At 61.6% G+C, this 26,380-nt stretch carries 27 protein-coding genes and 1 pseudogene; 8 read left to right on the top strand and 20 right to left on the bottom strand.

Features of this window, described 5'->3' with window-relative positions:
• Positions 1–754, bottom strand: a 754-nt coding sequence (locus VJX68_RS04055) for a DUF3108 domain-containing protein (RefSeq protein WP_324094372.1), incomplete at its 3' end; no start/stop codon positions are given.
• 87 nt (positions 755–841) lie between these two features.
• On the opposite strand from VJX68_RS04055, the gene VJX68_RS04050 reads away from it, so the two are divergent.
• Positions 842–1,633: a HEAT repeat domain-containing protein gene (locus tag VJX68_RS04050; protein WP_324094371.1), complete on the top strand. Its 792-nt coding sequence runs from the start codon at positions 842–844 to the stop codon at positions 1,631–1,633.
• 85 nt (positions 1,634–1,718) lie between these two features.
• On the opposite strand, the gene VJX68_RS04045 is transcribed toward VJX68_RS04050, so the two are convergent.
• From VJX68_RS04045 to VJX68_RS04030, 4 genes are all read right to left on the bottom strand, one after another.
• Entirely contained in the window at positions 1,719–3,347 is a 1,629-nt protein-coding gene (locus tag VJX68_RS04045) for an N-acyl-D-amino-acid deacylase family protein (protein WP_324094370.1), read from the bottom strand.
• Between the two features lie 51 nt (positions 3,348–3,398).
• Positions 3,399–4,697, bottom strand: coding sequence for a DUF1501 domain-containing protein (locus tag VJX68_RS04040; protein ID WP_324094369.1), 1,299 nt, complete (start codon positions 4,695–4,697; stop codon positions 3,399–3,401).
• 10 nt (positions 4,698–4,707) lie between these two features.
• Positions 4,708–6,357 carry a DUF1800 domain-containing protein gene (locus VJX68_RS04035; RefSeq protein WP_324094368.1) on the bottom strand — a complete coding sequence of 550 codons (1,650 nt, stop codon included), beginning with the start codon at positions 6,355–6,357 and terminating at the stop codon, positions 4,708–4,710.
• An 80-nt stretch (positions 6,358–6,437) separates the two neighbouring features.
• Positions 6,438–6,884 (bottom strand): DciA family protein, encoded by a 447-nt coding sequence (locus VJX68_RS04030; protein ID WP_324094367.1) that lies wholly within the window; start codon positions 6,882–6,884, stop codon positions 6,438–6,440.
• Between the two features lie 401 nt (positions 6,885–7,285).
• Here VJX68_RS04030 and VJX68_RS04025 point away from each other — a divergent pair, with 401 nt between their 5' ends.
• Both VJX68_RS04025 and VJX68_RS19070 read left to right on the top strand, forming a co-directional pair.
• Positions 7,286–10,069, top strand: coding sequence for a vitamin B12-dependent ribonucleotide reductase (locus VJX68_RS04025; RefSeq protein ID WP_324094366.1), 2,784 nt, complete (start codon positions 7,286–7,288; stop codon positions 10,067–10,069).
• Positions 10,070–10,540: 471 nt separating this feature from the next.
• Positions 10,541–10,927, top strand: a pseudogene (locus tag VJX68_RS19070) (endonuclease domain-containing protein).
• 142 nt (positions 10,928–11,069) lie between these two features.
• Here the strand turns inward: VJX68_RS19070 and VJX68_RS04020 are convergent.
• The 7 genes from VJX68_RS04020 to VJX68_RS03990 form a co-directional block, all read right to left on the bottom strand.
• Positions 11,070–11,282: a hypothetical protein gene (locus tag VJX68_RS04020; RefSeq protein ID WP_324094365.1), complete on the bottom strand. Its 213-nt coding sequence runs from the start codon at positions 11,280–11,282 to the stop codon at positions 11,070–11,072.
• Between the two features lie 96 nt (positions 11,283–11,378).
• Positions 11,379–11,945 carry an NUDIX hydrolase gene (locus tag VJX68_RS04015; RefSeq protein WP_324094364.1) on the bottom strand — a complete coding sequence of 189 codons (567 nt, stop codon included), beginning with the start codon at positions 11,943–11,945 and terminating at the stop codon, positions 11,379–11,381.
• 28 nt (positions 11,946–11,973) lie between these two features.
• Positions 11,974–12,408, bottom strand: a complete 435-nt coding sequence (locus VJX68_RS04010; protein ID WP_324094363.1) for a CoA-binding protein — start codon at positions 12,406–12,408, stop codon at positions 11,974–11,976.
• Positions 12,409–12,412: 4 nt separating this feature from the next.
• Positions 12,413–12,934 (bottom strand): arsenate reductase/protein-tyrosine-phosphatase family protein, encoded by a 522-nt coding sequence (locus tag VJX68_RS04005; protein WP_324094362.1) that lies wholly within the window; start codon positions 12,932–12,934, stop codon positions 12,413–12,415.
• Between the two features lie 4 nt (positions 12,935–12,938).
• On the bottom strand, positions 12,939–13,871 hold the full coding sequence (locus tag VJX68_RS04000) for an SDR family oxidoreductase (protein WP_324094361.1): 933 nt from the start codon (positions 13,869–13,871) through the stop codon (positions 12,939–12,941).
• A gap of 4 nt (positions 13,872–13,875) precedes the next feature.
• The gene (locus tag VJX68_RS03995; RefSeq protein ID WP_324094360.1) at positions 13,876–14,367 is read right to left on the bottom strand and encodes a hypothetical protein; all 492 of its coding nucleotides are present in this window, start codon (positions 14,365–14,367) and stop codon (positions 13,876–13,878) included.
• 119 nt (positions 14,368–14,486) lie between these two features.
• Positions 14,487–14,762, bottom strand: a complete 276-nt coding sequence (locus VJX68_RS03990) for a hypothetical protein (protein WP_324094359.1) — start codon at positions 14,760–14,762, stop codon at positions 14,487–14,489.
• Positions 14,763–14,991: 229 nt separating this feature from the next.
• Here VJX68_RS03990 and VJX68_RS03985 point away from each other — a divergent pair, with 229 nt between their 5' ends.
• Genes VJX68_RS03985 through VJX68_RS03965 form a run of 5 tightly spaced genes read left to right on the top strand, consistent with a single transcriptional unit; the run spans position 14,992 to position 18,415 of the window.
• Positions 14,992–15,633: a MotA/TolQ/ExbB proton channel family protein gene (locus VJX68_RS03985; protein WP_324094358.1), complete on the top strand. Its 642-nt coding sequence runs from the start codon at positions 14,992–14,994 to the stop codon at positions 15,631–15,633.
• The gene (locus VJX68_RS03980) at positions 15,623–16,072 is read left to right on the top strand and encodes an ExbD/TolR family protein (RefSeq protein WP_324094357.1); all 450 of its coding nucleotides are present in this window, start codon (positions 15,623–15,625) and stop codon (positions 16,070–16,072) included. Before VJX68_RS03985 ends, VJX68_RS03980 begins: the two co-directional genes overlap by 11 nt.
• Before the next feature lie 37 nt (positions 16,073–16,109).
• Positions 16,110–16,556 (top strand): ExbD/TolR family protein, encoded by a 447-nt coding sequence (locus VJX68_RS03975; protein WP_324094356.1) that lies wholly within the window; start codon positions 16,110–16,112, stop codon positions 16,554–16,556.
• Between the two features lie 9 nt (positions 16,557–16,565).
• Complete coding sequence (locus tag VJX68_RS03970; protein WP_324094355.1) at positions 16,566–17,786, top strand: vWA domain-containing protein; 1,221 nt, start codon at positions 16,566–16,568, stop codon at positions 17,784–17,786.
• A 47-nt stretch (positions 17,787–17,833) separates the two neighbouring features.
• Complete coding sequence (locus VJX68_RS03965) at positions 17,834–18,415, top strand: hypothetical protein (RefSeq protein WP_324094354.1); 582 nt, start codon at positions 17,834–17,836, stop codon at positions 18,413–18,415.
• Positions 18,416–18,526: 111 nt separating this feature from the next.
• On the opposite strand, the gene VJX68_RS03960 is transcribed toward VJX68_RS03965, so the two are convergent.
• The 8 genes from VJX68_RS03960 to VJX68_RS03925 form a co-directional block, all read right to left on the bottom strand.
• Positions 18,527–19,912 (bottom strand): amino acid permease, encoded by a 1,386-nt coding sequence (locus VJX68_RS03960; RefSeq protein ID WP_349255883.1) that lies wholly within the window; start codon positions 19,910–19,912, stop codon positions 18,527–18,529.
• A 53-nt stretch (positions 19,913–19,965) separates the two neighbouring features.
• Complete coding sequence (locus VJX68_RS03955; protein WP_324094352.1) at positions 19,966–20,748, bottom strand: SDR family NAD(P)-dependent oxidoreductase; 783 nt, start codon at positions 20,746–20,748, stop codon at positions 19,966–19,968.
• Entirely contained in the window at positions 20,748–21,800 is a 1,053-nt protein-coding gene (gene ltaE / locus VJX68_RS03950) for a low-specificity L-threonine aldolase (protein WP_324094351.1), read from the bottom strand. Before ltaE ends, VJX68_RS03955 begins: the two co-directional genes overlap by 1 nt.
• 21 nt (positions 21,801–21,821) lie before the next feature.
• Positions 21,822–22,856: an NHL repeat-containing protein gene (locus VJX68_RS03945; protein ID WP_324094350.1), complete on the bottom strand. Its 1,035-nt coding sequence runs from the start codon at positions 22,854–22,856 to the stop codon at positions 21,822–21,824.
• A gap of 62 nt (positions 22,857–22,918) precedes the next feature.
• Positions 22,919–23,785 carry a CbbQ/NirQ/NorQ/GpvN family protein gene (locus tag VJX68_RS03940; protein ID WP_324094349.1) on the bottom strand — a complete coding sequence of 289 codons (867 nt, stop codon included), beginning with the start codon at positions 23,783–23,785 and terminating at the stop codon, positions 22,919–22,921.
• A 133-nt stretch (positions 23,786–23,918) separates the two neighbouring features.
• Positions 23,919–25,346, bottom strand: a complete 1,428-nt coding sequence (gene cysS, locus VJX68_RS03935; protein WP_324094348.1) for a cysteine--tRNA ligase — start codon at positions 25,344–25,346, stop codon at positions 23,919–23,921.
• Between the two features lie 66 nt (positions 25,347–25,412).
• Complete coding sequence (locus VJX68_RS03930; protein WP_324094347.1) at positions 25,413–25,853, bottom strand: thiol-disulfide oxidoreductase DCC family protein; 441 nt, start codon at positions 25,851–25,853, stop codon at positions 25,413–25,415.
• 10 nt (positions 25,854–25,863) lie between these two features.
• A complete protein-coding gene (locus VJX68_RS03925; RefSeq protein ID WP_324094346.1) occupies positions 25,864–26,379 on the bottom strand; it encodes an alpha-isopropylmalate synthase regulatory domain-containing protein in 516 nt (171 codons plus the stop codon).
• Position 26,380 lies beyond the last annotated feature (1 nt).

Genomic DNA, 26,380 nt, shown 5'->3' with positions numbered 1-26,380 from the left:
GCACGATTTTCCACGCGTCGAAATCGCCCATATCCAGGTGAATCCGCTCGCGCTTGTCGACGACGAACGCGAAGACATAGCGCTGGCTGCCGCTGAACACGTCGAACGCGTAGGTCTTGCCCGGCTCGAAGTTCTGCGTCAGCGCCATCATCGCGCCCGATATCGGTCCCCACGGATCCGACGCGATGTACTCCTTGCTCTGCGTCCCTTTGTGATTCTTCTTGGTCATCGTGACCAATTGCGCGGGCCGATCGATCGTCACGTCGTAATAATTGAGCCGCGATTTTTCGTGCTGGACCAGGTACACGCCGCTGGTGTGGAGCGTGTCGTCGGCCATGCTCTCCTTCATGTAGTCGCGCATCTTGTAGAACACATCCGCAAAGGGGTTAGTCTCGATCCAGACTTCGCCCAGCCATCGCGGCTGATCGTTCTTTTGCTGTTTGTGGAACTCGAGGCGCGCCTGCGCGGCCGGAATCCCGACCCACGAGGCCTGGTAGATCAACTGCTCGCCGTCGTGAAACGGTATCGGCCCCGGCTTGTAGGCCGGCACCTTTGCCTTGACCTCGGGCGGCAGCGCCATCGGGGTCGGCGCGGGAGTCGGTAAATGGCGATGCTTGTGCGGATGCGACGGCACGGCCGCCGCCGGCGGATTCGAATCCGATGATGCGGCCGATACCAGTATCGGTGCCGCGATGGCGCCCGCAACCAGCATGAACGTGGTGACTACAACGCTCGCCAGCGCATTAGGGCGCACATCCGTGCGCCTCTCCGCGGCGGCGTGGTTCCTTGCAATACTGCTCATGATCGCCAATAATTTTGGCCGATTGCGGAGGTGCGCGAAATGACTATCAAGCGAAATTTATTTGCGTCGCTCGCGCTTGGCGCCGCGCTTGCCGTTCCGCACCTCGGCTTTGCGCAGTATGGGGGCCAGGGATTGGGCAGCGCACTCAGTTCCAATCCGATGTCGCATCAGGGCCAGGTGAAGGCCGGCGTCGACGATATCGCGAGTCAGGCGGCTCAGGAGACACCGTTCAAGATCATCAAAGACGTTAAACTCGGTCTTAAGGACGCGGACCCCGAAGTGCGGGTCTCCGAACTCGTGAAACTCCGCTTTCTCCAGGATCCCGAAGTCAATCAGATACTGATTGACTCGATATCCGACCCCGACGTGCGCGTCAAGGTGAAGGCCATCGATATCCTCGGCGCGCGCGAAGCCAACGAGGCCGTGCCACCGATGTCGACGATGCTCTTCCTGCGCTCCACCGAGCCCATCGTCAAGCTGCACCTGGTGGCGGCGCTCGGCAGGATTGGCGATGCGCAGGGCGTGGTACCGGTGATGCAGTATCTTGGCGAAGATCAGGACGAGCGCGGTCGCGGCACCGCGGTCTTCGCGCTTGGCGAAATCGGAAGCGACAAAGCGATCCCGCTGCTGAACGCTGTTGTTGCGCAGGATCGAAGCTCGATGGTCCGGCGCCTCGCAAAGGAGGCGCTGCAAAAAGTCAGCGGCGAGTTGCCGACCGAGCGAGCCAAGACGGTGGCACAGGCTTCGACCAAGCAGCAGCTCGAGCCGACCGATCAGAAACTCGCCAAGCTGCGCGAAATGGAGAAGAAGATGGAAGACATGGAGCGCTAAGCGCCCTCTTCTGATCCCTCGCCGTTATTTTAAGGGGAGAGATTAGGTGAGGGTTCTGCGGCGCAATCTCAAGGGATTCTTCCCCTTAGCTCCTCCCGATCCACTCTCCCGCCATCACTCCATCGCCGCACCATTTGCCGTCCGCTACCACCGCAGTGCCGTTGACCATCACGAGCTCGATTCCTACCGGCGTTAATGTTGGCGTCCTCGAATCCGCGGCGCATCCGATCGTTTCCGGATCGAATATCACCAGGTCCGCCGCATAGCCGGGACGCACCAGGCCGCGCGCGCCGAGGCGCATCCGCTTCGCCGCCATCCCGGTTGCCTTGTGGACTGCATCCTCGAGCGTCAGCAGTTTCATCTCGCGCACGTAGCGCCCGAGGATTCGCGGGTAAGTCCCGAAGCTCGCGGGGTTGTGATGCCCGTGCGAGGTCAGAATCGTGTCCATCTCGAACAGGTTCAGCGGATGCTTCATCGCTTCCTGCAGCGCGTGCTCGTCGCCGTAATCGTAGCCGCTGTATAGATGGTTCAGCACGCGAGCGCGCGTCCCACTCTCACGCGTGATCGTCAGGTACGCGTCGATCGGATCGAGTCTCAGCTCATCTGCGATCTGACCGAAGAACATACCCTCGAGATGACTGAGTTCGGGCTTGACCGCCCACATAAGTTGAACCGACTCGGCGATATATCGGCCGCTTGGCTCCAATTCGTCGCGCAATCTTTTCCAGCCGTCCGATGAATCGAGCAAATCCTCCAGCCCCGTTTGCGCCCACGCGGGAAAACTGATGCGAATCGTCGTGTTACCGCAGGTGTAGGGGAAAGTGTCGAACGCGATATCGACGCCGTCGTCTCTGTGGCGCTCGACTTCGGCAATCGTGTCGTCGACTGTCTTCCACGTGCGCCGGCCGACAAAGATCAGATGCGAGACTTGCAGCGGTACGCCCGCCTCGCGCGCGACGTTGGCCATCTCGCGCACGGCCAGGATGTTGTGGGGAACGTTGCTGTCGAAGAACGCCGAGCGCGCCGAGTATGCGCGCAGATGCGACGTCAGCACTCCGCCTGCGGCCGCGGCCACGCGCGCAAGCGCTGCGAGTTCGGCCGGCTTCGCGATCATCCCCGGAAAATAGCCAAGCCCGCACGACAGCCCGACCGCGCCGTCAGCCATCGCGCGCTCGACCATCGCACTCATCGCGCGCAACTGCTCCGCCGACGGCTCGCCCGCGTCTGAGCCCATCACGCTCAGGCGAATACTGCCGTGCCCCGCGAGATGCGCGACGTTGAGCGCGAGTCCCCGGCGCTTCAGGTACGTGGCGAAGCCCGCCACGTCGTCCCACTCCCAATCGAACTTCCGCTCGGCGCATAGACGGCCCGACTCGTCGAGCATCCGCTGCCGCTCGCGCATGACAGGCGCGACCGAGAATCCGCAATTGCCGCCGACAAAGGTCGTCACGCCTTGCAGCAGAAACGGTTTCAGAATTTGCCCGTGATCGGCGATCGGCAGCACCCAGTCGGAGTGCGAGTGCAGGTCGATGAAGCCGGGCGCAATCGCAAGCCCGGTCGCATCGATCTCGCGCGCTGCGGAAGCGCTCGCGGTATCGCCCGGATCGATCAGCGCTGCAACTTTACGATCTTTGATCGCGACGTCAGCCCTGAAGCGAGGCGCGCCGCTACCATCGACGACGACACCATTGCGAACAACTACGTCATATTCCATGCCGGCGATTATTCGCGACTCGCAGCGTCCGGCGCAAACCCGTCCGCTCTTTCACACTCTGACCAAACCGTCCACGTTGCGGCTGGAGCGGGGGCGGCCGGGCAATACTCGATCGATCTGCGCCTCTGAGAACTGCATGTGCGATCGCAGTACCGTCGCGATTGGCTCACGGAAGTCGGTCGTCACTGCGAGGTCGCGTTCCTGGTAGAGGCTCGCCGTCGATAGACCCGGCCACTCACCGTAAACCTTGCCGCCTTTCACCGGACCGCCCATCACCCACATCACGTTGCCGTGACCGTGATCGGTGCCGCCGTTGCCGTTCTCATGCATCGTGCGCCCGAACTCTGAAATCACCAAGATGACGGTGTCCTGGTAGTTCGGCCCGAGCGACTTCGCGAGACTCGCGAGGCCCTCGCCGAGCGGCTTCAGATGTCCTGCGAGCTGGCCGCTGGCCGCGCCTTCGCTGACGTGCGTATCCCAGCCGCCGAGCGCCATGAACGCGACCCGAATCGTGGGATCGCGGCCGATGAGCCGCGCGAGCCGGTCGGTGTCGTCGGAGAAACCCTGCGGCGACGGCGCGCCCGCATTGGCCTCCGTCATGTCCTGCGTCAGTTCGCTAATCAGGCGCATGCGCGCCTGGCGTCCGTCGCGATAGGCTCGGCTGATCGAATCGTTGCCGACATACATCTTGTCGAACGCCGCTTCGATTACCGGCCGGTCCATCGGCATCGGTTTTTCAGCAGCGCGGCCGAGCGCAATATTCGCGACCGGCACCTTGCCGCTCAGAATCCGCGGCACCGTCGGACCCAGACTCAACGCCTCGGTCGGGCCATGCGTCCCAGGAATCGCAGCGAGCGTCCGATTAAGCCATCCGTCCTGCGTCGTCCTGACGCCAGGCGTGCCGCTCTCCATGAAATCCTGCGCGTCGAAATGCGATCGTGTCGGATCCGGTGAGCCGCACGCATGCACGAACGCCAGCGTGCCGTCGCGCCATTGGCGCTCCATCGGTGCGAGCGCGGGATGCAATCCGAAATGCCCGTCGAGATCGATCACTCCGTCGCCCGCGCCCATGCGTCCGATCGCGATCGTCGGGCGCGCGTCGTAGTAGGCCGACTCGCCATGCGGCACCACCACGTTCAGGCCGTCCACCGCGCCGCGCAGGAACACCACGATCAGGCGGCGCTTACTGCTCGAATCGACCGAGCGGGCGGCCCACGCATGCGGGCTCAGCAGCACGATTCCCGACGCCGACAGAATCGCGGCGCGTCGCAGGAAAGCCCGCCGGCTGATGGGAGCCGCAACCGCGGAACTGCACTCGATGCACGAATTACTTTCCTGAAAAATTTTCATCGTAAAACTCTCAGCGCTTCATGAACTCCGGACTGCCTAGGATCAGCGGCGCGCGCAGTTGTGTAGGCGCCGCCTCCACAGCGCTGGCCGTCGCGGGCGAAAAATAATCGCCGAGCGTCGCCGCGAGCTGCACGGGGTCGGGCGGCGTCATCTTCGGTCCATGCGGGCCGGGATCGAACTTGATATTCACCTTGCCAACGCCATTGCGCGGGATCACCGGAGGCTCGGGGCGCATCTCGCCGCCGCCGTCCGCGTCTTCTTCGAATGGCGGATTTTCCAGCGGCAAATTTCCCGAGCCGAGCGCCCTCGCGAAGCTGAGCCGCGTCATCATCGCGTCGGGATTGAGCCACGCGTCCTGTGTGTTGGCGTAGCCGTTGGGCGTCTGGCATCCGTACAGCGGCATGCCGAGAATCTGCATCGTGCCGTACAGCGGCCGGTAGTTGCGAACCGGCACGCCGGTCGCACGCACGCATGAGACCACGTACTCGTACGGCGTCTTGAACTTGGCGCCGTAGTATCGCGGGTCCCAGAATTCCGCGCTGGTGAACATCGTCTCGAGCACTGCGCGAGTCTCGCCGTCAGTCGCGAGGTAACGCTGCGCCATCCGCTCTACGAGCGCTTTTGGTGGATCGTCGGCGACGAAGTATTGCGCCAGGTTGAAGCTCAGATGCTTCGCGGTAGCGGGGCTGCGCGCCAGTATGTCCAGCGCATGCTCGCCTTCATCGATCCCGCCGCCTTCGATTCGATGCCCCAAAAGAGTTTTGCTCGAAAAGTCGTGACGCGATTCGTCGAAATAAAATCCGCTCGGATCGACCGCAGCCGGCATGAAGTTTCGGCGGCGTCGCATGAATGGGAAAACCCCGCCCGTCTCGCCGCCAGCCATGCCCTCGCCTCTACGCATCGGATTTCCGCCACCCTGCTTGGGCAGTCCCCATCCGGTCAGAATATGCGCGAGCGCGATTACGTCGGCCTGCGAGTAGCCGCCGTTGACGCCGAGCGTATGCAGCTCCATCAGCTCGCGCGCGTAGTTTTCATTGATGCCCTCGAACTTGCCTTTCGAGCCGGGGCTGCCGGGCGCGGTATTCTGCCAGTTGTCGAGGTAGAACATCATCGCCGGATGATGCGCGGTCGCGCCGAGCAGCGTGCGGAACTTGCCGAATGTATGCGGCCGAATCGCAGTCTCCTCGAACGAACCCGTCCAAATGAGGTCGAGGCCCTTCCCGGCGAAAACGTTGAAGTGATTGAACCAGAACGCGGTCATCACTTCCTGCAACTGCCGTGGCCCTTCGATCGCGCGCATCATCCGCGCCTCGACCGCCTCGCGCATCACGACGCGCTGCTTGACTCTCAAATCTTTGGTCGCGTCTTTTATCGATGCCTTGTCGCCGCCATCCTCAGCCTTGGCGTCCTTGCGCGCCATCTTGAGCGGCCGCTGATACTCGATGAACAGCGCGATCGGGCTCATGTGCAGCGTTCGAAGTTCGTTGACCCGCTCGGACAGGTCGCTCGGAATCGCAATCGACTCGGGATGCAATTGCTCCCGCACGTAGCGTTCGGGGCCGATCGCGCTTACGTGCTCGAAGTCACCGGGCCGCGGCCCGAACGCGAGCCGGTTGAGAACGTGGAGAATGCGATCTTGCTTAGAAACTTCCAGAGCCACGACAGGTCTCTCGTCTATGTACTACGAAACCGCCCGCCAGCGGATTCACAGTATTGTGACGTAACCAGCGCCGTGTTCGTTTACCTCTCGGATCGCCCCCAGGCCTCGATCAGGCGCTCGAAGGCCTTGCGCAGCTCGGGATCTTTCAACTCCGGGAGCTCGATCGATTTCCGCGTCGCGCGCGGGACCGTGCGCAATTTCGGCCGCTCGCGCCGGCTCAAACGCCCCTGCACGAAGCGCAGCTCACGCACGACGTCGTTGCCGATCCGCTCCGTCACGCGCGCGAGAATCTGCGACTTCATCAGATTCAGTTCTTGTATCCACATCGCGCCCGATACTTTCACGACCGCGGTGTGGAATTTCAGCGAGACGATTTCCGTGCGACGCGCGATCGTTTCGCCGACGATCTCCGGCCACGCTTTCGCGAGCCGCACTATCGCGAAATGACCCTCGCGGTCGATCCGATCGAGCAGGGGCTGCATCGTGGCGCCGATCTGTTCCGGAGCCTTACGGCGTCGATTTGGCATGACCTGCAAACGATAGCTCCACTGCTGCCGCGACGCATACCGACCGTATGTTCGGCGGCATTCTCCGAGGGCAATTTTCATTAGTCGAGCTAATTCGACTTAGTCGGTCAGTCATAATCGTTAATAGGAGCGAAGATTTACCAAAAGCTATCAACAACCTAACATATGGGTTGTTAACAGATCGTCCTACGCTACCTGTAGGGGGTCGGGGCTTGACAAGCCGAACGGGCCGAGCGATATTGTCGCCCACGCTGCATAATACGTATCACATGGCGACTCTAGATTGGCTAGGAGCCATCCGCGCAGCGAAGACGATGCTAGTGGAACTGAATGCGGGCTTAACGCGCATGTAACGAGGTGGGGAGGATGCGGTGATGGGCGGGGGAGCGATTGACTTTGAGATGGATTCGAAGGCCAAAATAACCGACCGCGCACCAGCTCCCAATGCTGTCCCGGTCAATTCTGTCGCGCCGGGACGAGGTGTCGTGCTCGAGCGGTTTTTCACGACGGCCGGCGTCGATCCATATTCCCAGGTCGATTGGGATCTGCGCAGCGCCGTTATCTCGGGCGAAGACGGGCGCGTGGTCTTCGAGCAGAGAGACGTCGAGGTGCCGCGAGCGTGGTCGCAGACCGCGACCAACGTCGTTGTGTCGAAATATTTTCGCGGACCGCTCGGCACGCCGCGGCGCGAGACCAGCGTCCGTCAACTGATCTCCCGTGTCGTCGACACGATCAGCGGATGGGGCGACAAGCAGGGTTACTTTGCCGACGGCGACGCGCGCGAAACATTCCATGCCGAGCTGAAGTACCTGCTCCTCAACCAGAAGGCGTCGTTCAACAGCCCGGTCTATTTCAACGTCGGTATCGAGGCCAAGCCGCAGTGCTCCGCATGCTTCATCCTCAAGGTCGAGGACAGCATGGACTCGATCCTGAGCTGGTACCGCAACGAGGGCATGATCTTCAAAGGCGGCTCCGGCGCGGGCGTGAACCTGTCGGCGCTGCGCGGATGCCGCGAGAAACTTTCGTCGGGTGGCACCGCGTCGGGACCGTTGTCGTTCATGAAAGCCGCGGACGCGAGCGCCGGGGTAATCAAGTCGGGCGGCAAGACGCGCCGCGCGGCCAAGATGGTCGTGCTCAACGCCGACCATCCCGACATCGTCGATTTCATCAAGTGCAAAGTAGAAGAGGAAAAGAAGGCGTGGGCGCTGATCGAGGCCGGTTACGACTCCTCGCTCGACGGCCCCGCTTACGGCTCCGTATTTTTCCAGAACGCCAACAATTCCGTGCGCGCCACCGACGGATTCATGCAGGCGGTGCTCGACGACGCCGAATGGCAGACGCATTTCGTCAAGTCCAGCGAAGTCGCCGAGACCCGTCCTGCGCGCAAGATACTCCACATGATCGCCGAGGCCGCGCACGCATGCGGCGACCCGGGGATGCAATTCGACACCACCATCAACCTGTGGCACACCTGCCCCGCCAGCGGCCGCATCAACGCGTCGAATCCGTGCAGCGAGTACATGCATCTCGACAACTCGGCCTGCAATCTCGCGTCGCTCAACCTGATGAAGTTCATCGACGAGCGCGGCGAGTTCGACGTCCGCGCGTTCCGCCACGCCGTCGACGTGATGATCACGGCGCAGGATATCGTCGTCGACAATTCTTCGTATCCGACCGACGAGATCGCCAAGAATGCCAGCGCGTTCCGCGAGCTCGGGCTTGGCTACGCGAACCTCGGCGCGCTGCTGATGGCGCTCGGCATGCCGTACGACTCTGACCAGGGCCGCAGCTATGCCGCCGCGATCACCGCGCTGATGACGGGCGAGGCCTATCTGCAGTCCGCGCGCATTGCCGAGCAGATGGGACCGTTCGCCGGCTACGCGTCCAATCGCGAGCCGATGCTGAAAGTGATCGAGCGCCACAAATCGTACGCCTACAAGCTCGATCCGTCGTACGTTCCTCTCGATTTGCTGCGCGCCGCGCGCGAGTCATGGGACGACGCGCTCAAGGTCGGCACGGCGGCCGGCTACCGCAACTCGCAGGCGACGGTGATAGCGCCGACCGGCACGATCGCATTCATGATGGATTGCGACACCACCGGCATCGAGCCTGACATCGCGCTGATCAAGTACAAAAAGCTGGTCGGCGGCGGGATGCTGAAAATTGTCAACGGTACGGTCCCGCGCGCGTTGAAGCGGCTGGGCTACGACTCGAAGGAAGTGCAGGAGATCGTCGAGTACCTGGACGAGAACGAGACGATCGAGGGCGCGCCGCAGCTCGCCGACGCGCATCTTGCGGTTTTCGATTGCGCTTTCAAGCCGCGCGCCGGCGCCCGCACGATTCACTACAACGGTCACATCAAGATGATGGGCGCGGTGCAGCCGTTCATCTCGGGCGCGATTTCAAAGACGATCAACATGCCGGCGGAAGCGACCGTGGACGAAGTGGCCGAGGCTTACGTCACCGCGTGGAAGCTCGGCTTGAAAGCGGTCGCGATTTACCGCGACGGCTCTAAACGCACGCAGCCGCTCAACACCGGCAAGACCGAGAAGGCGGTGGAGACGGTCGCAGCGGCGGTGATAGCGGCGGCTGACGATCGGATGCAGCGGCGCAAGCTGCCCGACGAGCGCAAATCGATCACGCACAAGTTCGATATCGCCGGCCACGAAGGCTACATCACGGTCGGCATGTACGAGGACGGCACGCCGGGCGAAATTTTCGTCACGATGTCGAAGCAGGGATCGACCATCTCGGGCCTGATGGACTCCTTCGCGACGGCGATTTCGTTCGCGCTGCAGTACGGCGTTCCGCTGCAGTTCCTGGTGGACAAGTTCTCGCATATGCGCTTCGAGCCGTCGGGCTTCACCAAGAATCCGCAAATCCCGTACGCCAAGTCGATCGTTGACTATCTCTTCCGCTGGATGGCGTCGAAGTTCCTGGACGAAGAAGCAAAGCGCGAAGTCGGGATTGTCGAGTCGGAGAAAACGTTGTCGGCAAAATCAGAAGTGGCGCCCGTAGCGATGGCTCCAGTAGCCAGTTTGCGCGATGGCAAGGACGGCGGGATACGGCAGGCATTCATCAACCAAGCCGACGCGCCGCCATGTCCCGACTGCGGCAGCATAATGGTGCGCAACGGCGCCTGCTACAAATGCATGAACTGTGGCACTACGAGCGGGTGCTCATAAACAAGGAGTCTTAAGGGTCCCGGAGGATTGGAGGGGAGGCTTTCGAGAGACTGGCGATGATGAGGTTGATGCGGGGGAAGGTAGCTGAGCGGCGGCCGGTAAAGGTTTCAGCCAGTCCTCGGAGAAAATGGGGATGACGGATTCTCCGGGACCCACTTACTAAGCAAGGCGCGGCAGGACTCGCGCCCTAACAGGATGTGGTGGGGCGGCGGATGTGGTGACGGCAGGGGGCTGGGAGCAATCCCAGCCCCCGAATTATTTTTCTGGATGCTCAAGATCCGGCCGCCGCGGCCTCCGAATACCTCGCCCGTTATTTCACGGGAGAGGCGGCCGACCGCGTCGCGGTCGGTAGGTGAGGGTTCTGGGATTCAGCATGCCCGCCTGGTGCAGCGACCACCTACGCGATCTCGCCCGGTCCGTTCCTGTTAACTCCCAGTTTCACATCAACCCGAAAAGTGTCACTCTCGATCGATGGCTGACCTTACGCCGTCGCGAGTGATTGCTAAGCAACCACTGACCCGCTCCCGCGCTCTTCGGCGCGATTCCACCGAAGCCGAAAAGCGTCTCTGGGCGATCCTTCGGAATCGAAATCTGGACGGTTGGAAGTTCCGTAGGCAAGTACCGATCGATTCTTTCATTGTCGATTTTTGCTGCATCGGAGCGCGCCTGATCGTGGAGCTAGATGGAGAGCAGCACTCAGACGCTTGAAAGCGTTACGACGATTCGCGGACGCGAGACTTGGAAGCGCGGGGTTTTAGAGTAATGAGATTTTGGAACAGCGAAGTGTTGCAGGAAACTGAAGGCGTCATTCAGGAGGTCAGTGGTGTGCTCAGGGCGGGAAATCAGTCAGTGAAGTAATCCGACGTCGCGATGAATCGCAGAACCCTCACCTAACCTCTCCCGTGAAAATAACGGGCGAGGTATAGGAGGCCGCAACGGCCGGATGGAACGGGCGAGGTGTCAAGAGTGGAGCAAGTATCGCGACGGAATGGTCGACGAGTCAGGACGGAAACCTGTTCGGGCGACAGGGGATTTGGTCGAGGGTCGAGAAACCGATCGTGCGCATCGGCCTGTGGCCGAGAAGATGCTCGTTGCGGTCCAGAAATTCGTTTAGCGCCCGCTTGACGTAGTGATTCCGCTTGTGCCCCGTTTCGAGCGCGAGGTTTTCAAGGCGCCGAATCGCTTCCTTCTTCGTCATTTGAGCGAGAATCATAGTGCGGAGAAGTTGGAGAGCGAAGTTCTGAAGGCCTCATTTTGTGGAAAAATCGACCGAACTGTGGATAAAGGAACGCGCAGACTGCGGGCGCGGCTACTTCTTCCGACGCCGCTTGGGCGGAGGGTTGTACAGGTGCAGGAACGAAAATGCGGCGATCGTCAGAGCGTGCATGACTTTGGCCGACGCAATCAGGCCGCGGATTTCGCGCATCGGAACCAGCACGATTTCGGTTTCTTCGTCGCCGAGCGATACCACTCTTGCCACTTCGTGCACGTTTTCGGCGAGGAACGAGTAACAGATGTTGCCCTGGATTGCGGGATTCGGATGCACCTTGCCGAGCTCGACGATCGTGTCGGAGTCGAATCCGGTCTCTTCGATCATTTCGCGGCGCGCCGCATGCATTGGCGACAGATCCTCGGGATCGACCATGCCGCCCGGCACTTCGAGCGTGAGCTCCGAGATGCCGTGACGCCATTGGCGAATCATCACGACATCGCCGTTTTTCGCGAGCGGGATGATATTCACCCAGTTGGGCGCGTCGAGGATGAAGAAGTCGCGCTCGCCGCGCTGCGCATGTATCGAGCGCCGGCGATGGAGATCGAAGATCGGTGTCCGGTATGCGACGTCGCTGCCGAGGGTCTTCCACTTGCGCGGCTTCATCGTAAGATTGCGGCACCGCCGCCTTGCCTCAGAACAGTCGCGCGTATTCGATTGCCGGGCATCGATCCATGATGACCGTCAGGCCGGCTTGCTGCGCGCGGCGGGCGGCGTCGAGGTGGATTACGCCCAACTGGCACCACAGTATGCGCGCGCCTTTGGTGATCGCTTCTTCGACGATTTGCGGCACGAATTCCGAGCGGCGGAATACGTCCACCATCTCGACTGGTTCGGGGATCGACGCCAGGTCGGGGTAGCACTTCTCGCCGAGGGCGCTCTGGAGCGCGTCGGCGTCGATTTGGGGATTTACCGGAATCACCTTGAAGCCATGGTCTTTCAGCAATTTTGCGATTTTGAGAGAGTCGCGGGCTGGATTGTCGGAGCATCCTACGACTGCGACCGTGGCTGGCTTCGACAGAATCGCGCGAATCCCGGCGTCACTCGGATTGCTGAATTCCAGTGCCATCTGATTACCGATGAAACAGGCGTTCGATGATGGTCGGGACGAGGCGATGGATTTCCTCGCGGCATTCGGCGAATACCAGGTCGCCCTTTTCGTAGGGGTCGTCGATATCGCCGGCCTCGCCCGCGAACGAACGCAGCGTGAACACCGGCCGCTCGCTCGCGCCGGGAAATCGCTCGACCAGCTCGCGCGCCTGCTGCTCGGTCATCGCGATTATGAGATCGGTCTGCTCGAGCATCTCGGGATGCCGCTTGAGGTCGGTGGAAGTAGCCTCGTCGCCGATGTCGATGCCGACTTCGCGCAGCGCCATCCGGGTGTCGAGCGAGACCAACGCGCCGTCGCGGGCGTACGGCGCGATGCCGGCCGAGGTAATCGTTATCTGATGCTCGAAATCGAGCCCGTCGAGTTCGCGGCGCAGGATATGCTCGGCCATCACGCTGCGTGCGGTGTTGGCGGCGCAAATGAACAGGATGGAACGAAAGCGCGGCTCACGAGGAACCGCGCTTTTCGGTTTCTTCTCAGCGGTCAAAAATCTACACGCCCCCGCCCATCACCTCGCCCATGCTCTCCTTCTTGGTCACGCCCTTGGCGAGCTCTTCCTTGAGCTTGGCGCCGAGTTCCGCCGGCTCCCACATCGAGCCTTTCTTCGAGACCTTGGCGCCGGTGTGCCATCCGCGCATCAGCCATACGTTGCCCATGCCGACGCGGAACACTTCGCCGTGAACGTCCTTGGCGTCGTCGCTCGACAGCCACGCGACCAGCGGCGCAACGTGCGCAGGCGTGAACGCGTCCCACTCGCCTTCTTTCTTCGCCATTCCGCCGGCAGTCTGCGGAGTCGCGTCGACGGTCAGGCGCGTGCGCGCGACCGGCGCGATCGCGTTGGCGGTGACGCCGTAGCGGCTCATCTCGCGATCCACGATTATCGCCATCGCGGCGACCGCCGCCTTCGCCGAGCCGTAGTTGCTCTGCCCGGCGTTGCCCAGGATGCCCGAGTCGGAGCTGGTGTTGATGAGCCGGCCGTTGAGAACGTTGCCGGCCTTGTGCTGCTCGCGCCAGTAGGCGGCCGCGTGGCGGGCGACGTTGAACGAGCCCTTCAGATGGACGCTGACGACTGCGTCCCAATCTTCTTCGCTCATGTTGAAGATCATGCGGTCGCGCAGGATGCCCGCGTTGTTGACGACGATGTTGAGCTTGCCGAAGTTGTCGATTGCGCAATCGATGATCCGCTTGGCGGATTTGAAGTCGGTCACGCTCTCGAAGTTGGCGACCGCCTCGCCGCCGTCGGAGCGGATTTCCTTGACCACATCCTCGGCCGGCGAGCGCGACTGCCCGGTGCCGTCGAAGTGCCCGCCGAGGTCGTTCACGACCACCTTGGCGCCGTGTTTCGCCAGCAGCAACGCCTCTTCGCGCCCGATGCCGCGACCGGCGCCCGTGATTACCGCAACTTTGCCTGTCAGTAGTGCCATTTCGCTAGTTCCTCTCTGCCTTCTCGCTTGGATTTGGATTCGGTGCTTGCTGGGCCATTTCGCCCGGTCCTTCTATATCGAAGTTTTCCGTGGGTTCGATCAGGGACTCGTCGATGTGCGCAGGGAGCTCATAGATAAGATCGATCGTCATCTTCGCCTTATCCTCATCGCTCGGGTACAGCATGATGCTGCCAGGGCGCCCCTTGTAGTTGAAATCGCAGGACCAGGTCTTGCGCGCGGGCATGATCAGCGACGAGGTGATGTGAAAATCGTCCTTCTTCAGCTCACCCTTGTAGTAGGCAACCATCTCGGGCATCTGCGCGTCGGAGCTGAACATGATTTCGCGCATCGCGCCCTTGGGCTTGCGGACGTGCTCGATCTTGGCGTCCGGATATATCGGCATCGCCTTGTACAGGTCCGATGGTAACGCGTTGCTGGGCTCGTCGGTCGGGCCGGTCGCGGTCTGCACGGTGGGGGGCGCGACGGGCGCGGCCACCGGCGAAGATTTGCAGGCTGCGAATCCGACGAGGAGCAAGACAGCCAGAACTGCCCGCATGAACAGATCGGGTGCATTCTGCGTCTTAATACAGAGTGGGTCCAGATTTCTCAAAAGCGTCAATCGCCCAAAAAAACAAAGACCGCGTCGCGGTCAACCTGCGGCATGCTGTGGCAAGCTTCTGGATAGACGCGAGCAGCCAAGAAGTCAAGGCGACAAGGGCGGCGGGTGGTGCCGCGGGCGACCAGATTGAGGTAGTCGCCAGCATGGCCAACGGCTATAGAGTAAAGTGGTAAAGGGACTCGATAGTCGAGCGTGGTGCGAGGGTTGCGCAACAAGGCACGGCGTGGGAAGCCGCCGGTGGCATTCGCAATCGTGGACGCAGCGTTCAACATTTTTGCTTCCGCGCGGCGACTCTTGACAAATACTTTCTATTGTTGCATTCAAACTTTCCGCGCCTTCACGGACGACTTTGACCGGCTGGTGGGAGCCCAGTCCATTAAAATTGGGCTAACGACCGGTTCGGGGGAGAGCCGTTAAGGCAGTTTGGGGCAGTTATCGTAATGGTTCGAGCGGGGCCAGAATTTCGCCGCTCAATTTGTTTCAATCTCGAGAGGATAAGAGATGCAAAGCAACTTTGGAATTTTGTCGATGATTCAGCAGGGCTACTACGCAACATATCCCCTGCTCTTCATTTCGGTCATCGCCCTGGCGATAATTTTCGAACGCATTTGGGTGCTGTGGGGCGTCGGACCCAAGACCGCCAAGCTCGCCGACTCGCTGATCCCGCAGTTGCGGCAGGGCAAGTTCAACGAAGCCTTGCAGGCAACGCAGGCGCGCGCGACGGCCGCCGAGCGCATCTTTCACACGCTGATTTCGGGCGCGCAGACGATGGACCGCGATCACCTGCTCGAGCTCGACGACGAGCGGCGTTACCAGGAAGGCCTCGAGTTCAAGCGCTACATCTGGGTGCTCGCGACGGCGGGCGCGTCGGCGCCGTTCATCGGGCTGTTCGGCACGGTGGTTGGTATTCTCGTGGCGTTCCAGTCGATGGCAATTATGGGCACCGGCGGTTTCTCGGTCGTCGCAGCCGGTATTTCGGAAGCGTTGATCTCCACGGCGCTTGGACTCGCCGTCGCGATCGTCGCGGTTATTTTCTACAACTATTTCTCGGTCAAGGTTGAGAACATCAGCGCCATCCAGCACATCAACGACGACCGCCTGATCGACGCCGCACTTCAGGGGAGACAGACGCGTGGCAATTAGCGGACCACATGGCGGCGAGGCTGGCGGCGTTTTCGCCGACATCAATATCACGCCGCTGACCGATATTTTTCTGGTGCTGCTGATCATCTTCATGGTGACCACCTCCGTCACTATCGAGTCTGCCGCTCACGTCGATTTGCCCAACGCGACCAACACCGCGCCGGAGAACAAGGGCGTGATCGTCACGTACACCGCCCAGCACGAGCTGTTCGTGAACTCGCGCGACGTGCCCGAGCGCGAACTTCGTTCCAGCCTGGCCGACGCGCTGGGCAAGGTGGATCAGAAGATCGTCGTGTTCCAGGGTGATCGCAAAGTGCTGCTGGGCGACATGGTGCGGATCCTTAATATCGCCAAGGCGGCCGGCGCCGAACAAATTGCAATCGCGGCCAAGCGGGTCACGGGTGCGCAACTAGCCAACTCCTCGGGTGGGGGAAGTTGATCGACACCCGTAGAGGTATTTGCGCATGGCAAAAAAAATGAGCAGTAACAAAGGCGGCGGGGTGTTCGCCGACATCAACATCACCCCGTTGACCGATATCTTCCTCGTCCTGCTGATCATCTTCATGGTGACGACGGCAGTGACGATCGAGTCCGCGGCCCACGTCGATTTGCCCAAAGCTGAAGCTGCGGCCAACCCTAACGAGAAGCCCAAGGGCATCATCGTTACCTACACCGCGGAGCATCTGATCTATCTGAATGACAAGCAGGTCACCGAGCCCGAGTTGGTGCCGCAGCTTCATGACGCGCTCCAGAATTCGACCGATAAAATTGTGATTTTCCAAGGCGACCCAAAGGTTATACTAGGTGACATGGTTCGGATTCTGGACCTGGCCAAGTCAGCGGGCGCCGAGGCGATAGCCATAGCAGTATCTTCGCTACCTCCAGGCGGCGGCGGTGCTCCGGCGCCGGGAGGCGGAGCGTAGGATTTTAATATGATCGCAGCAATTATCATTTTGCTTGTTCTCTCGACGTTCGTCGTCGCTTTCATCTTCTACCGCATCATCGGCAAGCGAGAGCTCGAGGCCGAAGCAAACCGCGACGATGACGAAGCCGACGCGACCCGCCTGCAGAAGATGAAAGATGCGCTCGGTCTGTTGATCGGGCCCTTTCCCCTGTCGGTCGCCCTTCACGTACTCGCCCTGCTGTTCCTGATAATCACGGTGCACGAGCAGCGGGGGCGCGAGTTGATCATGGTGAACCTCGAGGCGGGCGGCGGCGGCGGTGGCGGCAACGAGATGCAGGATCTCGACATGCCCGAAGTGCCGATGCCTGACACGGCGCCGCAGCAGATGGAGCAGCCGACCGCGGTCGACACCTCGCAGGCTGTCGGCCTGGCCAATGACTACGTGCGCGCAGCCGGCGGTGGCGGTATCGGTATCGGGCGCGGCGGCGGTATGGGCTCGGGCTACGGCCACGGTATCGGCTCGGGCTTCGGCGGGTTCATCGGCGAGCTGAGACGCAAGGGCCTCGATGTGGTGCTGGTGATCGACGGCACCGGTTCGATGAAACTGATCATCGAGGACGTCAAGGCCAAGATGCAGCAGCTGGTGCAATCGATTCACCGGCTGGTGCCGATCGCGCGAATCGGAATAATCGTGTTCGGCGGCAAGGGCGAGAAGATGAACGTCCAGCCGCTGACGCTGTCGCCGCAAAAGCTGAGCGAGTTCTTAAACGGTATCCAGGCGATGGGTGGCGGCGAGTGGGAAGAGGATACGCTCGGCGCGGTCGAGGCCGGCATCAACAAGATGGACTGGAAGCCGTACGCCAAGAAGGTGGTGGTGCTGGTCGGTGATTCGCCCCCGCGCACGGAGGACTTTGCCCCGCTGCTGGCGCTAATTCGGCAGTTCAAGAGCAACAACGGGACGTTCAACACGGTGGACGTGGCGGCCGAGGAGCACGAGCGTTTCGAGCGCGAGTTCTGGCTCAAGGTGCATCGCGAGGAGCCGCCGAAGATCTCGCCGCTGCCGGCCTTCTATCGGCAGACGCAGGCGGCGTACAAAGTGCTCGCGACGGCGGGTGGTGGCTCGATGAAATCGCTGACCAAGGACGCGCACATCAACCAGCAGGTGCTGATTCTCGCGTTCGGCGACCAGTGGCAGTCGCAGGTCGCTGCTTTCGGCCGCGGGTTGAACACCAGCAGCTCGAGCCCGTAAATATTTGCGTCCGGTCAATCGTCTAATATGATGACGACCGGGACGGCATGAAAAATCTCAAGATACTCAGCGCGGTCGCCCTTGCGGCCGCGCTCTTTTTTCCGCTGCATCCGCCGCGGGCGTATGCGACGGATTTGCAACACGCGCGCGCGCAAAAAGATCTGACACCGGCGCTACAGCAGTCACTGCAGGATAAACTCTCCGATGTATCAGGACCCTACTTTGACGAGCAGGATGAAAAGAAAGCCAAGGGTCAGGTGTACATAGACCTCCTGCAGAAATTCGAGTACCTGCCGACCTACGGCCCGCACAATCACTTGGTCGTCAGCTGCAAGCTGGGCGGCGTCGAGTACAACCCGGCCAAGCCCGGGACGGCCAAAGGCCTCGCCACCGGCAACCTCAAATATCTCGTCTTCACGTATGCGCTTGAGAACGGGCAATGGGTGTCGGTCGCCAAACCGAAGTGGGAAACGCAGAACCTCGGCGCCGCGGGCGCGGCGCAAATGAGGCAGAATCTCGCCCACGGCGAGCAGCGCAAGGCCGCGATGGAAAAAACCGCCCAAACCCACGCGGCAGCAGCGGCCGCGGCCGCAGCCGCGCAGAAAGCGGCAGACCGCTCCGGGCAATAAAGAGCCCGCGAATCTTAGCCTCTCCGTGTGCGAGGAGAGATTAGGATCGGGATTCTTCGCTGCGCTCAGAATGACACAAGAAAAGGACGCGACTCGGGATGTGTGCGCTGTCTATCTTCCTGACGCGGCCGCCTGATTGACCACGTTGTGCTGCACCTTGCTGTGGAAGCGGCCGTAGCTGAAATAGATAACCAACCCGATCACCAGCCACACGAAAAAACGAATCCACGTCACGACCGGCAGACTCGCCATCAGGTAGACGCAAAACACGACGCCGAGAATCGGCACCAGCGGCACCAGGGGCGTGCGGAACGGGCGTTTCATGTCGGGCTCGACATGGCGCAGAATCCAGACACCGAAGCATACGAGCACGAAGGCGAACAGGGTGCCGATATTCGTCAACTCCGCAATTTCCTGGATCGGCAGCAACGCCGCCGTGATTCCGACCGCGAATCCCGTCAGCGTGGTCGGGACGTAAGGCGTGCGATACTTCGGATGTATCCGGCTGAAGGCGGGCGGCAGCAGGCCGTCGCGCGACACGGCGAAAAATACGCGCGATTGCCCGAGCATCAGCACCAGCAGCACCGAGGTCAGGCCGGCGACCGCGCCGAGCGAGATAAAGCCCGACAAGGCGTGCATCCCGCGCAGTACGAACGCCGAGGCCAGCGGCGCATTCACGTCGATCAGGTGCGCCGGCACCATCCCGGTCAACACGCCCGCGACCAGTATATAGAGCAACGTGCAGACGAACAGCGAGCCCAGGATGCCGAGCGGCAGGTCGCGATTCGGATCGACGACCTCTTCCGCCGCCGTCGATACCGCATCGAATCCGATGTACGCGAAGAAGATCACTGCCGCGCCTTTCATCACTCCTGACCATCCCATCGGCGCGAACGGACTCCAGTTCGGCGGCCTGACGAAGAACGCGCCGACGACGATCACGGCGGCGATTACGACGAGCTTAATCCCCACTATGATCGAATTGAGCCGCGCGCTCTCCGATATTCCGATGTACAGCACGTAGGTGATCAGCATCACGATCAGGAGCGCGGGCAGGTTGATGATTGCGCCAGATGCCGATCCGGGCGCGCTGGTTATCGCGACCGGCAAGTGGATCCCGACGCCATGCAAGATGACGGTAAGGTAACCCGACCATCCCACCGCAACGGCGGCAGCGCCCACCGCGTATTCGAGCACGAGGTCCCATCCGATGATCCAGCCGACCAGCTCGCCCATCGTCGCGTACGAGTATGAATACGCGCTGCCGGCCACCGGGATCATCGCGGCGAACTCCGCGTAACACAGCGCCGCCATCGCGCACGCGAATCCCGATACCACGAATGACAACACGATCGCCGGGCCGGCGTACTTTGCGGCGGCGACGCCGGTCAGCACGAAAATTCCCGCGCCGACGATCGCGCCGATTCCGAGCAGTGTGAGATCGAGCGCTCCCAGAGCCCGCTTCAGGCCACCCGAGTGCGACTCCGCCTCCGCCATCAGGGCGGCGGCCGGCTTGCGCCTGAAGAGTTGCGCTCGAAGCCCGGTGCCGTTCACCACGCCTGGTATCCGCCGTCCACCGAAATTACCGACCCCGTAACGTAGCTTGAAGCCGGACTGGCAAGGAAGATCACAGCGCCTCGAATCTCATGCGCCAGACCCAGCCGCTTCATCGGCGTGAACGCTTCCATCCGCTCCTTGTTCGCGGGCTTGGCGATTCCGCCTTCGGTGGCCTCGGTGGGAATCCATCCGGGTGCGATCGCATTGACCAAAATTCCGTAGCCGGCCCATTCCACGGCCAACTGGCGCGTCAGATTCGCCAACGCCGCCTTGGTCGCCGCGTATGCCGACAGCCGGTACACCGAACTCGCCACCGACGCATAGATCGAAACCATGTTGATGATTCGGCCCGGCTGTTTGATCTCGATAAGGCGGCGCGCGATGCGCTGTGCGAGCATCATCGGCGCGGTCAGGTTCACCGCGATTGCTTCGTCCCACGCCTCGCGCTTGAAATTCTCGGCACGCCCGGTCGGCGACACGCCCGCGTTGTTCACCAGGATGTCGACGTCGCCAAGAGCCGCCGTCGTCTCAGTCATCACTCGATCGAGGTCCGCCTCGCGCGTCACGTCGGCGCCGATTCCGATCGTCTTGACGCCGTGCGCTTTTGCAAGCTCGCCCGCAACTCGCGTGACGCGGTCTTTGCGCCGCGCGACGAGAGCAACGTCGGCGCCCGCAATCGCCAGCGCCTTAGCGCATTCGACTCCCAGCCCCGACGATGCGCCGGTGACCAGTCCGCGGTGGCCGCGCAGGGAGAACAGCGATTCGAGCGAATCCATCAGTCGCCGAAAACTTCGCCGGCGGCTTGCGCAGCCGCTGCGACCGTTCGATCGATATCGGCGCGCGAAATTCCGTGATGCGTCACGGCGCGGAAGGAGGTCGCTTCGCGCGGCGAGATCAAAACCCCGCGCTCCTTCATCGCCGCCGCGAAACGCCGCGACGCATCCGCGTCGCCGTCCACGTCGAACACGACCATGTTGGTGCGATTTGCGACCGGCCGCACGTTGAGTCCCGCGACCAGCGCGAATCCCTGCGCCAGCGCGCGCGCATTCTGATGATCCTCGGCCAGCCGATCGACCATCGTGGTCAGCGCGACGATTCCCGCCGCCGCGATTATTCCCGCCTGCCGCATACCGCCACCGAGCACTTTGCGGGTCCGATGCGCGCGAGCGATAAATTCGCGGCTCCCACACAGAAGCGAACCCACCGGGCATCCGAGTCCCTTCGACAGGCAAAACGATACGGTATCGGCGCCGCTCGCGATTTCCTTCGGCGTCGTCTCGAGCGCGAGCGCGGCGTTGAAGATTCGCGCGCCGTCGAGATGCAGCGGAATTTTTCTGTTTCGTTGATGCGCGGCGTCTGAAACTTCCGCCATGTGCGACAGCTTGATCGGCGCGCCGCCGCATCGGTTGTGCGTGTTCTCGATGACCACCAACGAAGGCTGCGCGAAGTGATCGTCGGCCGGCGTCCCGAGCTCACGCCTGAGTTCACCCATGTCAAGCTCGCCGTCTTCGGTGTTGGCGACCGCGGTGAGCACGATGCCTCCCAGAGCCGACGCGCCGCCCGCTTCGTAAAGATTGGTATGTGACTGCGAGCCGACTAGCGCCTTGGTGCCGCGCGCGCAGTGCGTCAGCATCGCGGCCAGGTTGCCCATCGTGCCGCTCGGCACCAGCAGCGCCGCTTCCTTGCCCATCATCGACGCCGCCATCGCCTCGAGCCGGTTGACGGTGGGGTCTTCGCCGTAAACGTCGTCACCCAGTTCGGCGCGCGCGATTGCTTCGCGCATCTCGGGCGTTGGCAACGTAACGGTGTCGCTGCGCAGATCGATCAAGACGCGATGCCTGTCGCGGGCCTACTGCCCCGGCGGAAAGAGCGTGGTGAAGTTGCCACTGGTCGTGTCGACGACCTCGACCGCGTTTTCCGTGGTGTCGGAGAAGTACAGTTGCTTGCCGTCGCTGGTGAGCGCGCAACCCGAGCCGATATGGCCGTTGACGAGGGTCAGCTTGGTAACGGTTTTGGCGTTGAGATCGATCTTTCGAATTGAATGATTGTCGGCGTCGAGCACGTAGAGCATCGTCCCGTCGGTGCACAATGCGCCGGGATCGTTGAACTGCGCCTGTAGGGCGGGACCGTCTTTGTCTCCTTCCTCACCGGTGCCAGCGAGCGTGCTGGTCTGGAGTGTCGAGATATCGATCATGCGAATCACGTCATTGCCGGTATCGGCAACGTAGATCGCTTTCTTGTCCACCGCGACCCCGCGCGGGCTGCTGAATAGTGACTTGTCTGGACCACCTTCGGTCTTGCCCGCAGTGCCCGCCTGTCCCCCGATCGTCTTAACCTTCATGTCGGCGAGGGTGACGCGCCGGATTGTGTTGTTGCCGCTGTCGGCCACGTACAGCGAGGTGCCGTCGGTCGCGATCTGGGTGGGCAGGTTGAAGTGCGCCGCCGGGCCGGTGCCGTCTTCGGTGCCCGAGATATTCGCCGTGCCCGCAACCGTGGTAACCGTCCCGCTCACGCTGATTTTGCGAATGTCGGAATTATTGGTGTCGCAAAGATAAAGATCCTGCCCTGACATCGTCATCCCGTCAGGACTGTTGAAGCGCGCGGAATCGCCGACGCCGTCGTTGCTGCCTTCCTGGAAAAGCTTGCCCGCGACGATTCGCAGCGATCTCGTCGCCGCGTCGATTGCCTCGAGCGTATTGTTGCGGCTGTTCGCGACATACACTGCGCGGCCGTCGGTCGCCAGCCCGGCGGGAAAATCCAGCCGCGGTCCCGATTGCGCCTGAATCCCTTCCAGATTTTGCGCCCTCGCGGATGTGCCGACGCCAAGTATCGCGAGCGTCGCAGCCGAAGCCAGGAAGAATTTGAAGTTTGCGGAGAATCTCATTTACGCGACCTCGCTGAATTGGTTGGGGGTCATTCGCGTCGATTCACGAATCTTGCCGCAACTTATGGAAAGATCGCTTTTACCACTTCGTCGATCGCGCGCTTGCTATCCGCCTCGTCGGTCAGTGACCAGGTGACCGCGACCGTCGCCGCGCGCCGTGGCGCAATTCCCTGCCGGATCAGTTCGCCGGCGTAGATCAGCAGGCGTGTAGAGACGCCTTCCTCCAATCCCGACGCCTTCAGATGACGCACCTTCTCGCCCAGCATCGCGAGTTGCAGCGCGATATCCTGCTCGACGCCCGCCTCGTGCGCGATAATCTCGACTTCCTTGTCCGCCGGCGGATAGGTGAACTCGATCGTCACGAAGCGCTGGCGCGTCGAATGCTTCAAATTTTTCTGAATGCTCTGGTAGCCGGGATTGTACGAAATCACCAGCAGAAATCCCTCGTGCGCCTCGATGGTCTCGCCACGCTTTTCGATTGGCAGAATCCGCCGATGGTCCGACAGCGGATGTATCAGCACCGTCGTGTCCTTGCGCGCCTCGACCACTTCGTCCAGGTAGCAAATCGCGCCGCGCCGCACCGCCTGCGTCAGGGGACCGTCAACCCACACCGTCTCGTCGGCCTGGATCAGGAAGCGCCCGACCAGGTCGCTGCCGGTGAGATCCTCGTGACACGCGACCGTGATCAACTCGTTGGGGCCGTTGGCGAGCGAGGACAATTGATGCGCCATGTGCTCGACGAAGCGCGTCTTGCCGCATCCGGTCGGTCCCTTGAGCAGCAACGGCAGGCGCGCCTTGTACGCGGCGGTGAAGATTTCCACTTCATCGCCAATCGGCAGGTAGAACGGCGCCGCGGCCGGGTCGAGATGCTTCACCTCGGGCCCCTCGGCCTGCAGCCTGGTGTCAAACTTCTTTAACTCAATCCCCATCTGTTCCTTCTGGGTACACGATTCATGCGTCAAGGCGCGATTCTAAGAGACTTTCGCGCAACCATTCAAGGCAGCAGGGGTGACCCCTGCACCCAGTATTAAGAAAAACGCGGATATTTCTTTTGCTTGTAGGTCACGTGCGACGCTGATAGGTGGCGGTGCCGTCGCGATCGTCCTTGACCTCGTAGCCGCGCCGCTCGATTTCCTTGCGCAGCTCGTCGGCGAGTCCGAAGTCCTTCGCCTTGCGAGCTGCCGCTCGATTGTCGATCAGTTGCTGCACGTCCGCCTCGATCGTGCTCGTGCGTGCAGTCGCGCGATGCTTTCCCAGTTCAAGCCCAAGCACGGCGTCGAGCGCTCGCAATGTCGGCCACGCGCGGAAATCCTTGCGGCGGTATGCTTCCGCGATCAGTTCGAGCGCCACTGCAAGCGCCTGTGGCGTGTTCAGATCGTTGTTGATCGCGTCGTGAAAGCGCTCGTAGTACTCGGCCGCCCAGCCCGCCGCCTCGACTCCTTCGGCCGCCGCGTCGTCGGGCACGCTGCGCGCGAACTCCCGAAAATAGTCGAGATTGCTCTGCGCCGCGCGAATCGAATCGTCGTTGAATGCGATCTCGGAACGGTACTTCGCGCCGTAACAGAAAATCCGGAACGCCAGCGGATCGATTCCCGCCGGCCCAAGATCGCTCAGCAGCGGAAACTTGCCCGCGCTCTTGCTGATCTTGGTTCCCTCCTTGCCGACCAGGAACGCGTTGTGTACGAAATACCGCGCGAACGGTTTGTGCGTCGCGCTTTCCGATTGCGCGATCTCGTTCTCGTGATGCACCGGGATGTGATCGATTCCGCCGGTGTGGATGTCGATAGTCTCGCCGAGATATTTCATCGCCATCGCTGAGCACTCGATATGCCATCCCGGGTAGCCGCGTCCCCACGGACTGTCCCATTGCATCAGATGGTCCGGCTGGCCGAGCACCCAGAGCGTGAAATCGTGCGGGCTATGCTTGTCGGCAGAATGCTCGAGGCGCTGCGCGGCGTTCTGCTCGTCGAGGCTCTGGCGCGAGAGCCTGCCCAACCGATTCTCTCCGCGATACTTCTCGACGTCGAAGTACACACCGCTCTTTGTGACATAGGCAACGCCCGCGTCGATGATTCTGGCGGTCAGCGCGATCATCTCCCCGATATGATCGGTCGCACGCGACCACACGTGTGGCGCCTCGAGATCGAGCGCCGCGCAATCGCGCTGGAACTGTTCGAGATAGTAGTTTGCGACTTCGAGCGGCGATTTGCCCTGCGCGCGCGCGGTTTTCTCGACTTTGTCTTCGCCGCCGTCCATGTCGCCCGTCATGTGCCCGACGTCCGTCACGTTCATCACGTGCCGTACTTTGTAACCGTTGAACTCCAACGTGCGGCGCAGGCTATCAACGAATACGTAGGCGCGCAGATTGCCGAGGTGCTGCGGCAGATAGACCGTCGGTCCACACGAATACAGCGTCACCGCGGGAGGCTTGAGCGCCTCGAACTCTTCGACCGCGCGGGTCAGCGAATTGAAAATGTAAAATGGCTTCACGAGTGCGAGCGTCAAGCTTAGCAGGGGTGACCCCTGCGCCCAATGTTAATACAAAGATGCGGGACTTTATGGGAGAGGCTGCTGCTCCGCGGCCGGCTGCCCTTTCAGGCGGCCGCGGGCGTCGCGTGCGTATCGCGAAGATGCGATCCGCTTGTACTGCCGATCCGCAACCCACGCGTAGCCCGGGATGTACCACAGGTACGCGAGATAGCCCTTGAGCCCGCGCTGCCGGCGCAGAATTTCGTTGATCGCACGAGCACCGCGATACACGCGCCCATTCTCGTCCACCGCGTGCAATTCCTCGAGCAGATTTTCCATCTTCAAGTCGGGGAACTGCGCGCGCACTTCCTCGAGATGAAGATCCAGCGGCTCCATTTTCCCCGAATTGTCGAATTGACGGATTCCATCGAGACTCGCGCGGCACATCTCGCAGGAGCCGTCGTACAAAATCGCCAGTTTGCCTGCCGACGCCTTGCCGACGCTTGTCGCTTGCTCACCCGCACTCATTGCGATGGCGTTAGCGCTTCGACCACCTTGGATTTGCATTCATCCGCCGCAGCCGCGCTTTCTCGTGGATAATCCGCCACTCGTAACCGTCGAGCAGCGATACCCATGCCGCCTCCATCGTGTTCGATGACTTGGCCAGCGTCGTCCACACCAGATCGCCGTCGGCAAATTTCTTCACCGACACGACGTCCGCCTCGGTCGAGGCGCCGGTCGCATGCTGGTAGGTTTCGATAACTTTCACCGGCTCGAGGTAGGGAAAATATTTGAGCAGCGCCTTGCGCAGCGCCACGTCGAGCGCATGCAGCACTCCGACGCCCGACGCCGCTTCGGTTTCCTCGACGTCGCCAATCCTTATGATGAGCGTCGCATCGACCGTCATCTTGCCGTCGTAAACGTCGTCGATCACGCGCCGCCGCACGATCTCGAACGGCGCCACGTAGTCGCTCGAGGTGCGCAGCTTCGCCAGTTCGCGCGACGCCTGGGGCGGTTCCGCTTCGTAAAAGTCTGCCTGACGTTCAGTACTCATC

The sequence above is a fragment of the Binatus sp. (SeqCode) genome, assembly GCF_035272065.1.
In the GTDB taxonomy this organism is placed as follows: Bacteria; Desulfobacterota; Binatia; order Binatales; family Binataceae; genus Binatus.
Note: the sequence above shows the minus strand (reverse complement) of the source record. Positions and strands in the feature narration are given on the sequence as shown.

What these genes read in the sequence shown, in the direction of transcription:
- VJX68_RS04050 (WP_324094371.1), top strand. Translation starts at nt 842, where the DNA reads ATGACTATCAAGCGAAATTTATTTGCGTCGCTCGCGCTTGGCGCCGCG.
- VJX68_RS04045 (WP_324094370.1), bottom strand. Translation starts at nt 3,347, where the DNA reads ATGGAATATGACGTAGTTGTTCGCAATGGTGTCGTCGTCGATGGTAGC.
- VJX68_RS04040 (WP_324094369.1), bottom strand. Translation starts at nt 4,697, where the DNA reads ATGAAAATTTTTCAGGAAAGTAATTCGTGCATCGAGTGCAGTTCCGCG.
- VJX68_RS04030 (WP_324094367.1), bottom strand. Translation starts at nt 6,884, where the DNA reads ATGCCAAATCGACGCCGTAAGGCTCCGGAACAGATCGGCGCCACGATG.
- VJX68_RS04025 (WP_324094366.1), top strand. Translation starts at nt 7,286, where the DNA reads ATGGATTCGAAGGCCAAAATAACCGACCGCGCACCAGCTCCCAATGCT.
- VJX68_RS04020 (WP_324094365.1), bottom strand. Translation starts at nt 11,282, where the DNA reads ATGATTCTCGCTCAAATGACGAAGAAGGAAGCGATTCGGCGCCTTGAA.
- VJX68_RS04015 (WP_324094364.1), bottom strand. Translation starts at nt 11,945, where the DNA reads ATGAAGCCGCGCAAGTGGAAGACCCTCGGCAGCGACGTCGCATACCGG.
- VJX68_RS04010 (WP_324094363.1), bottom strand. Translation starts at nt 12,408, where the DNA reads ATGGCACTGGAATTCAGCAATCCGAGTGACGCCGGGATTCGCGCGATT.
- VJX68_RS04000 (WP_324094361.1), bottom strand. Translation starts at nt 13,871, where the DNA reads ATGGCACTACTGACAGGCAAAGTTGCGGTAATCACGGGCGCCGGTCGC.
- VJX68_RS03990 (WP_324094359.1), bottom strand. Translation starts at nt 14,762, where the DNA reads ATGTTGAACGCTGCGTCCACGATTGCGAATGCCACCGGCGGCTTCCCA.
- VJX68_RS03985 (WP_324094358.1), top strand. Translation starts at nt 14,992, where the DNA reads ATGCAAAGCAACTTTGGAATTTTGTCGATGATTCAGCAGGGCTACTAC.
- VJX68_RS03975 (WP_324094356.1), top strand. Translation starts at nt 16,110, where the DNA reads ATGAGCAGTAACAAAGGCGGCGGGGTGTTCGCCGACATCAACATCACC.
- VJX68_RS03970 (WP_324094355.1), top strand. Translation starts at nt 16,566, where the DNA reads ATGATCGCAGCAATTATCATTTTGCTTGTTCTCTCGACGTTCGTCGTC.
- VJX68_RS03965 (WP_324094354.1), top strand. Translation starts at nt 17,834, where the DNA reads ATGAAAAATCTCAAGATACTCAGCGCGGTCGCCCTTGCGGCCGCGCTC.
- VJX68_RS03960 (WP_349255883.1), bottom strand. Translation starts at nt 19,912, where the DNA reads ATGGCGGAGGCGGAGTCGCACTCGGGTGGCCTGAAGCGGGCTCTGGGA.
- VJX68_RS03955 (WP_324094352.1), bottom strand. Translation starts at nt 20,748, where the DNA reads ATGGATTCGCTCGAATCGCTGTTCTCCCTGCGCGGCCACCGCGGACTG.
- VJX68_RS03945 (WP_324094350.1), bottom strand. Translation starts at nt 22,856, where the DNA reads ATGAGATTCTCCGCAAACTTCAAATTCTTCCTGGCTTCGGCTGCGACG.
- VJX68_RS03940 (WP_324094349.1), bottom strand. Translation starts at nt 23,785, where the DNA reads ATGGGGATTGAGTTAAAGAAGTTTGACACCAGGCTGCAGGCCGAGGGG.
- VJX68_RS03930 (WP_324094347.1), bottom strand. Translation starts at nt 25,853, where the DNA reads ATGAGTGCGGGTGAGCAAGCGACAAGCGTCGGCAAGGCGTCGGCAGGC.
- VJX68_RS03925 (WP_324094346.1), bottom strand. Translation starts at nt 26,379, where the DNA reads ATGAGTACTGAACGTCAGGCAGACTTTTACGAAGCGGAACCGCCCCAG.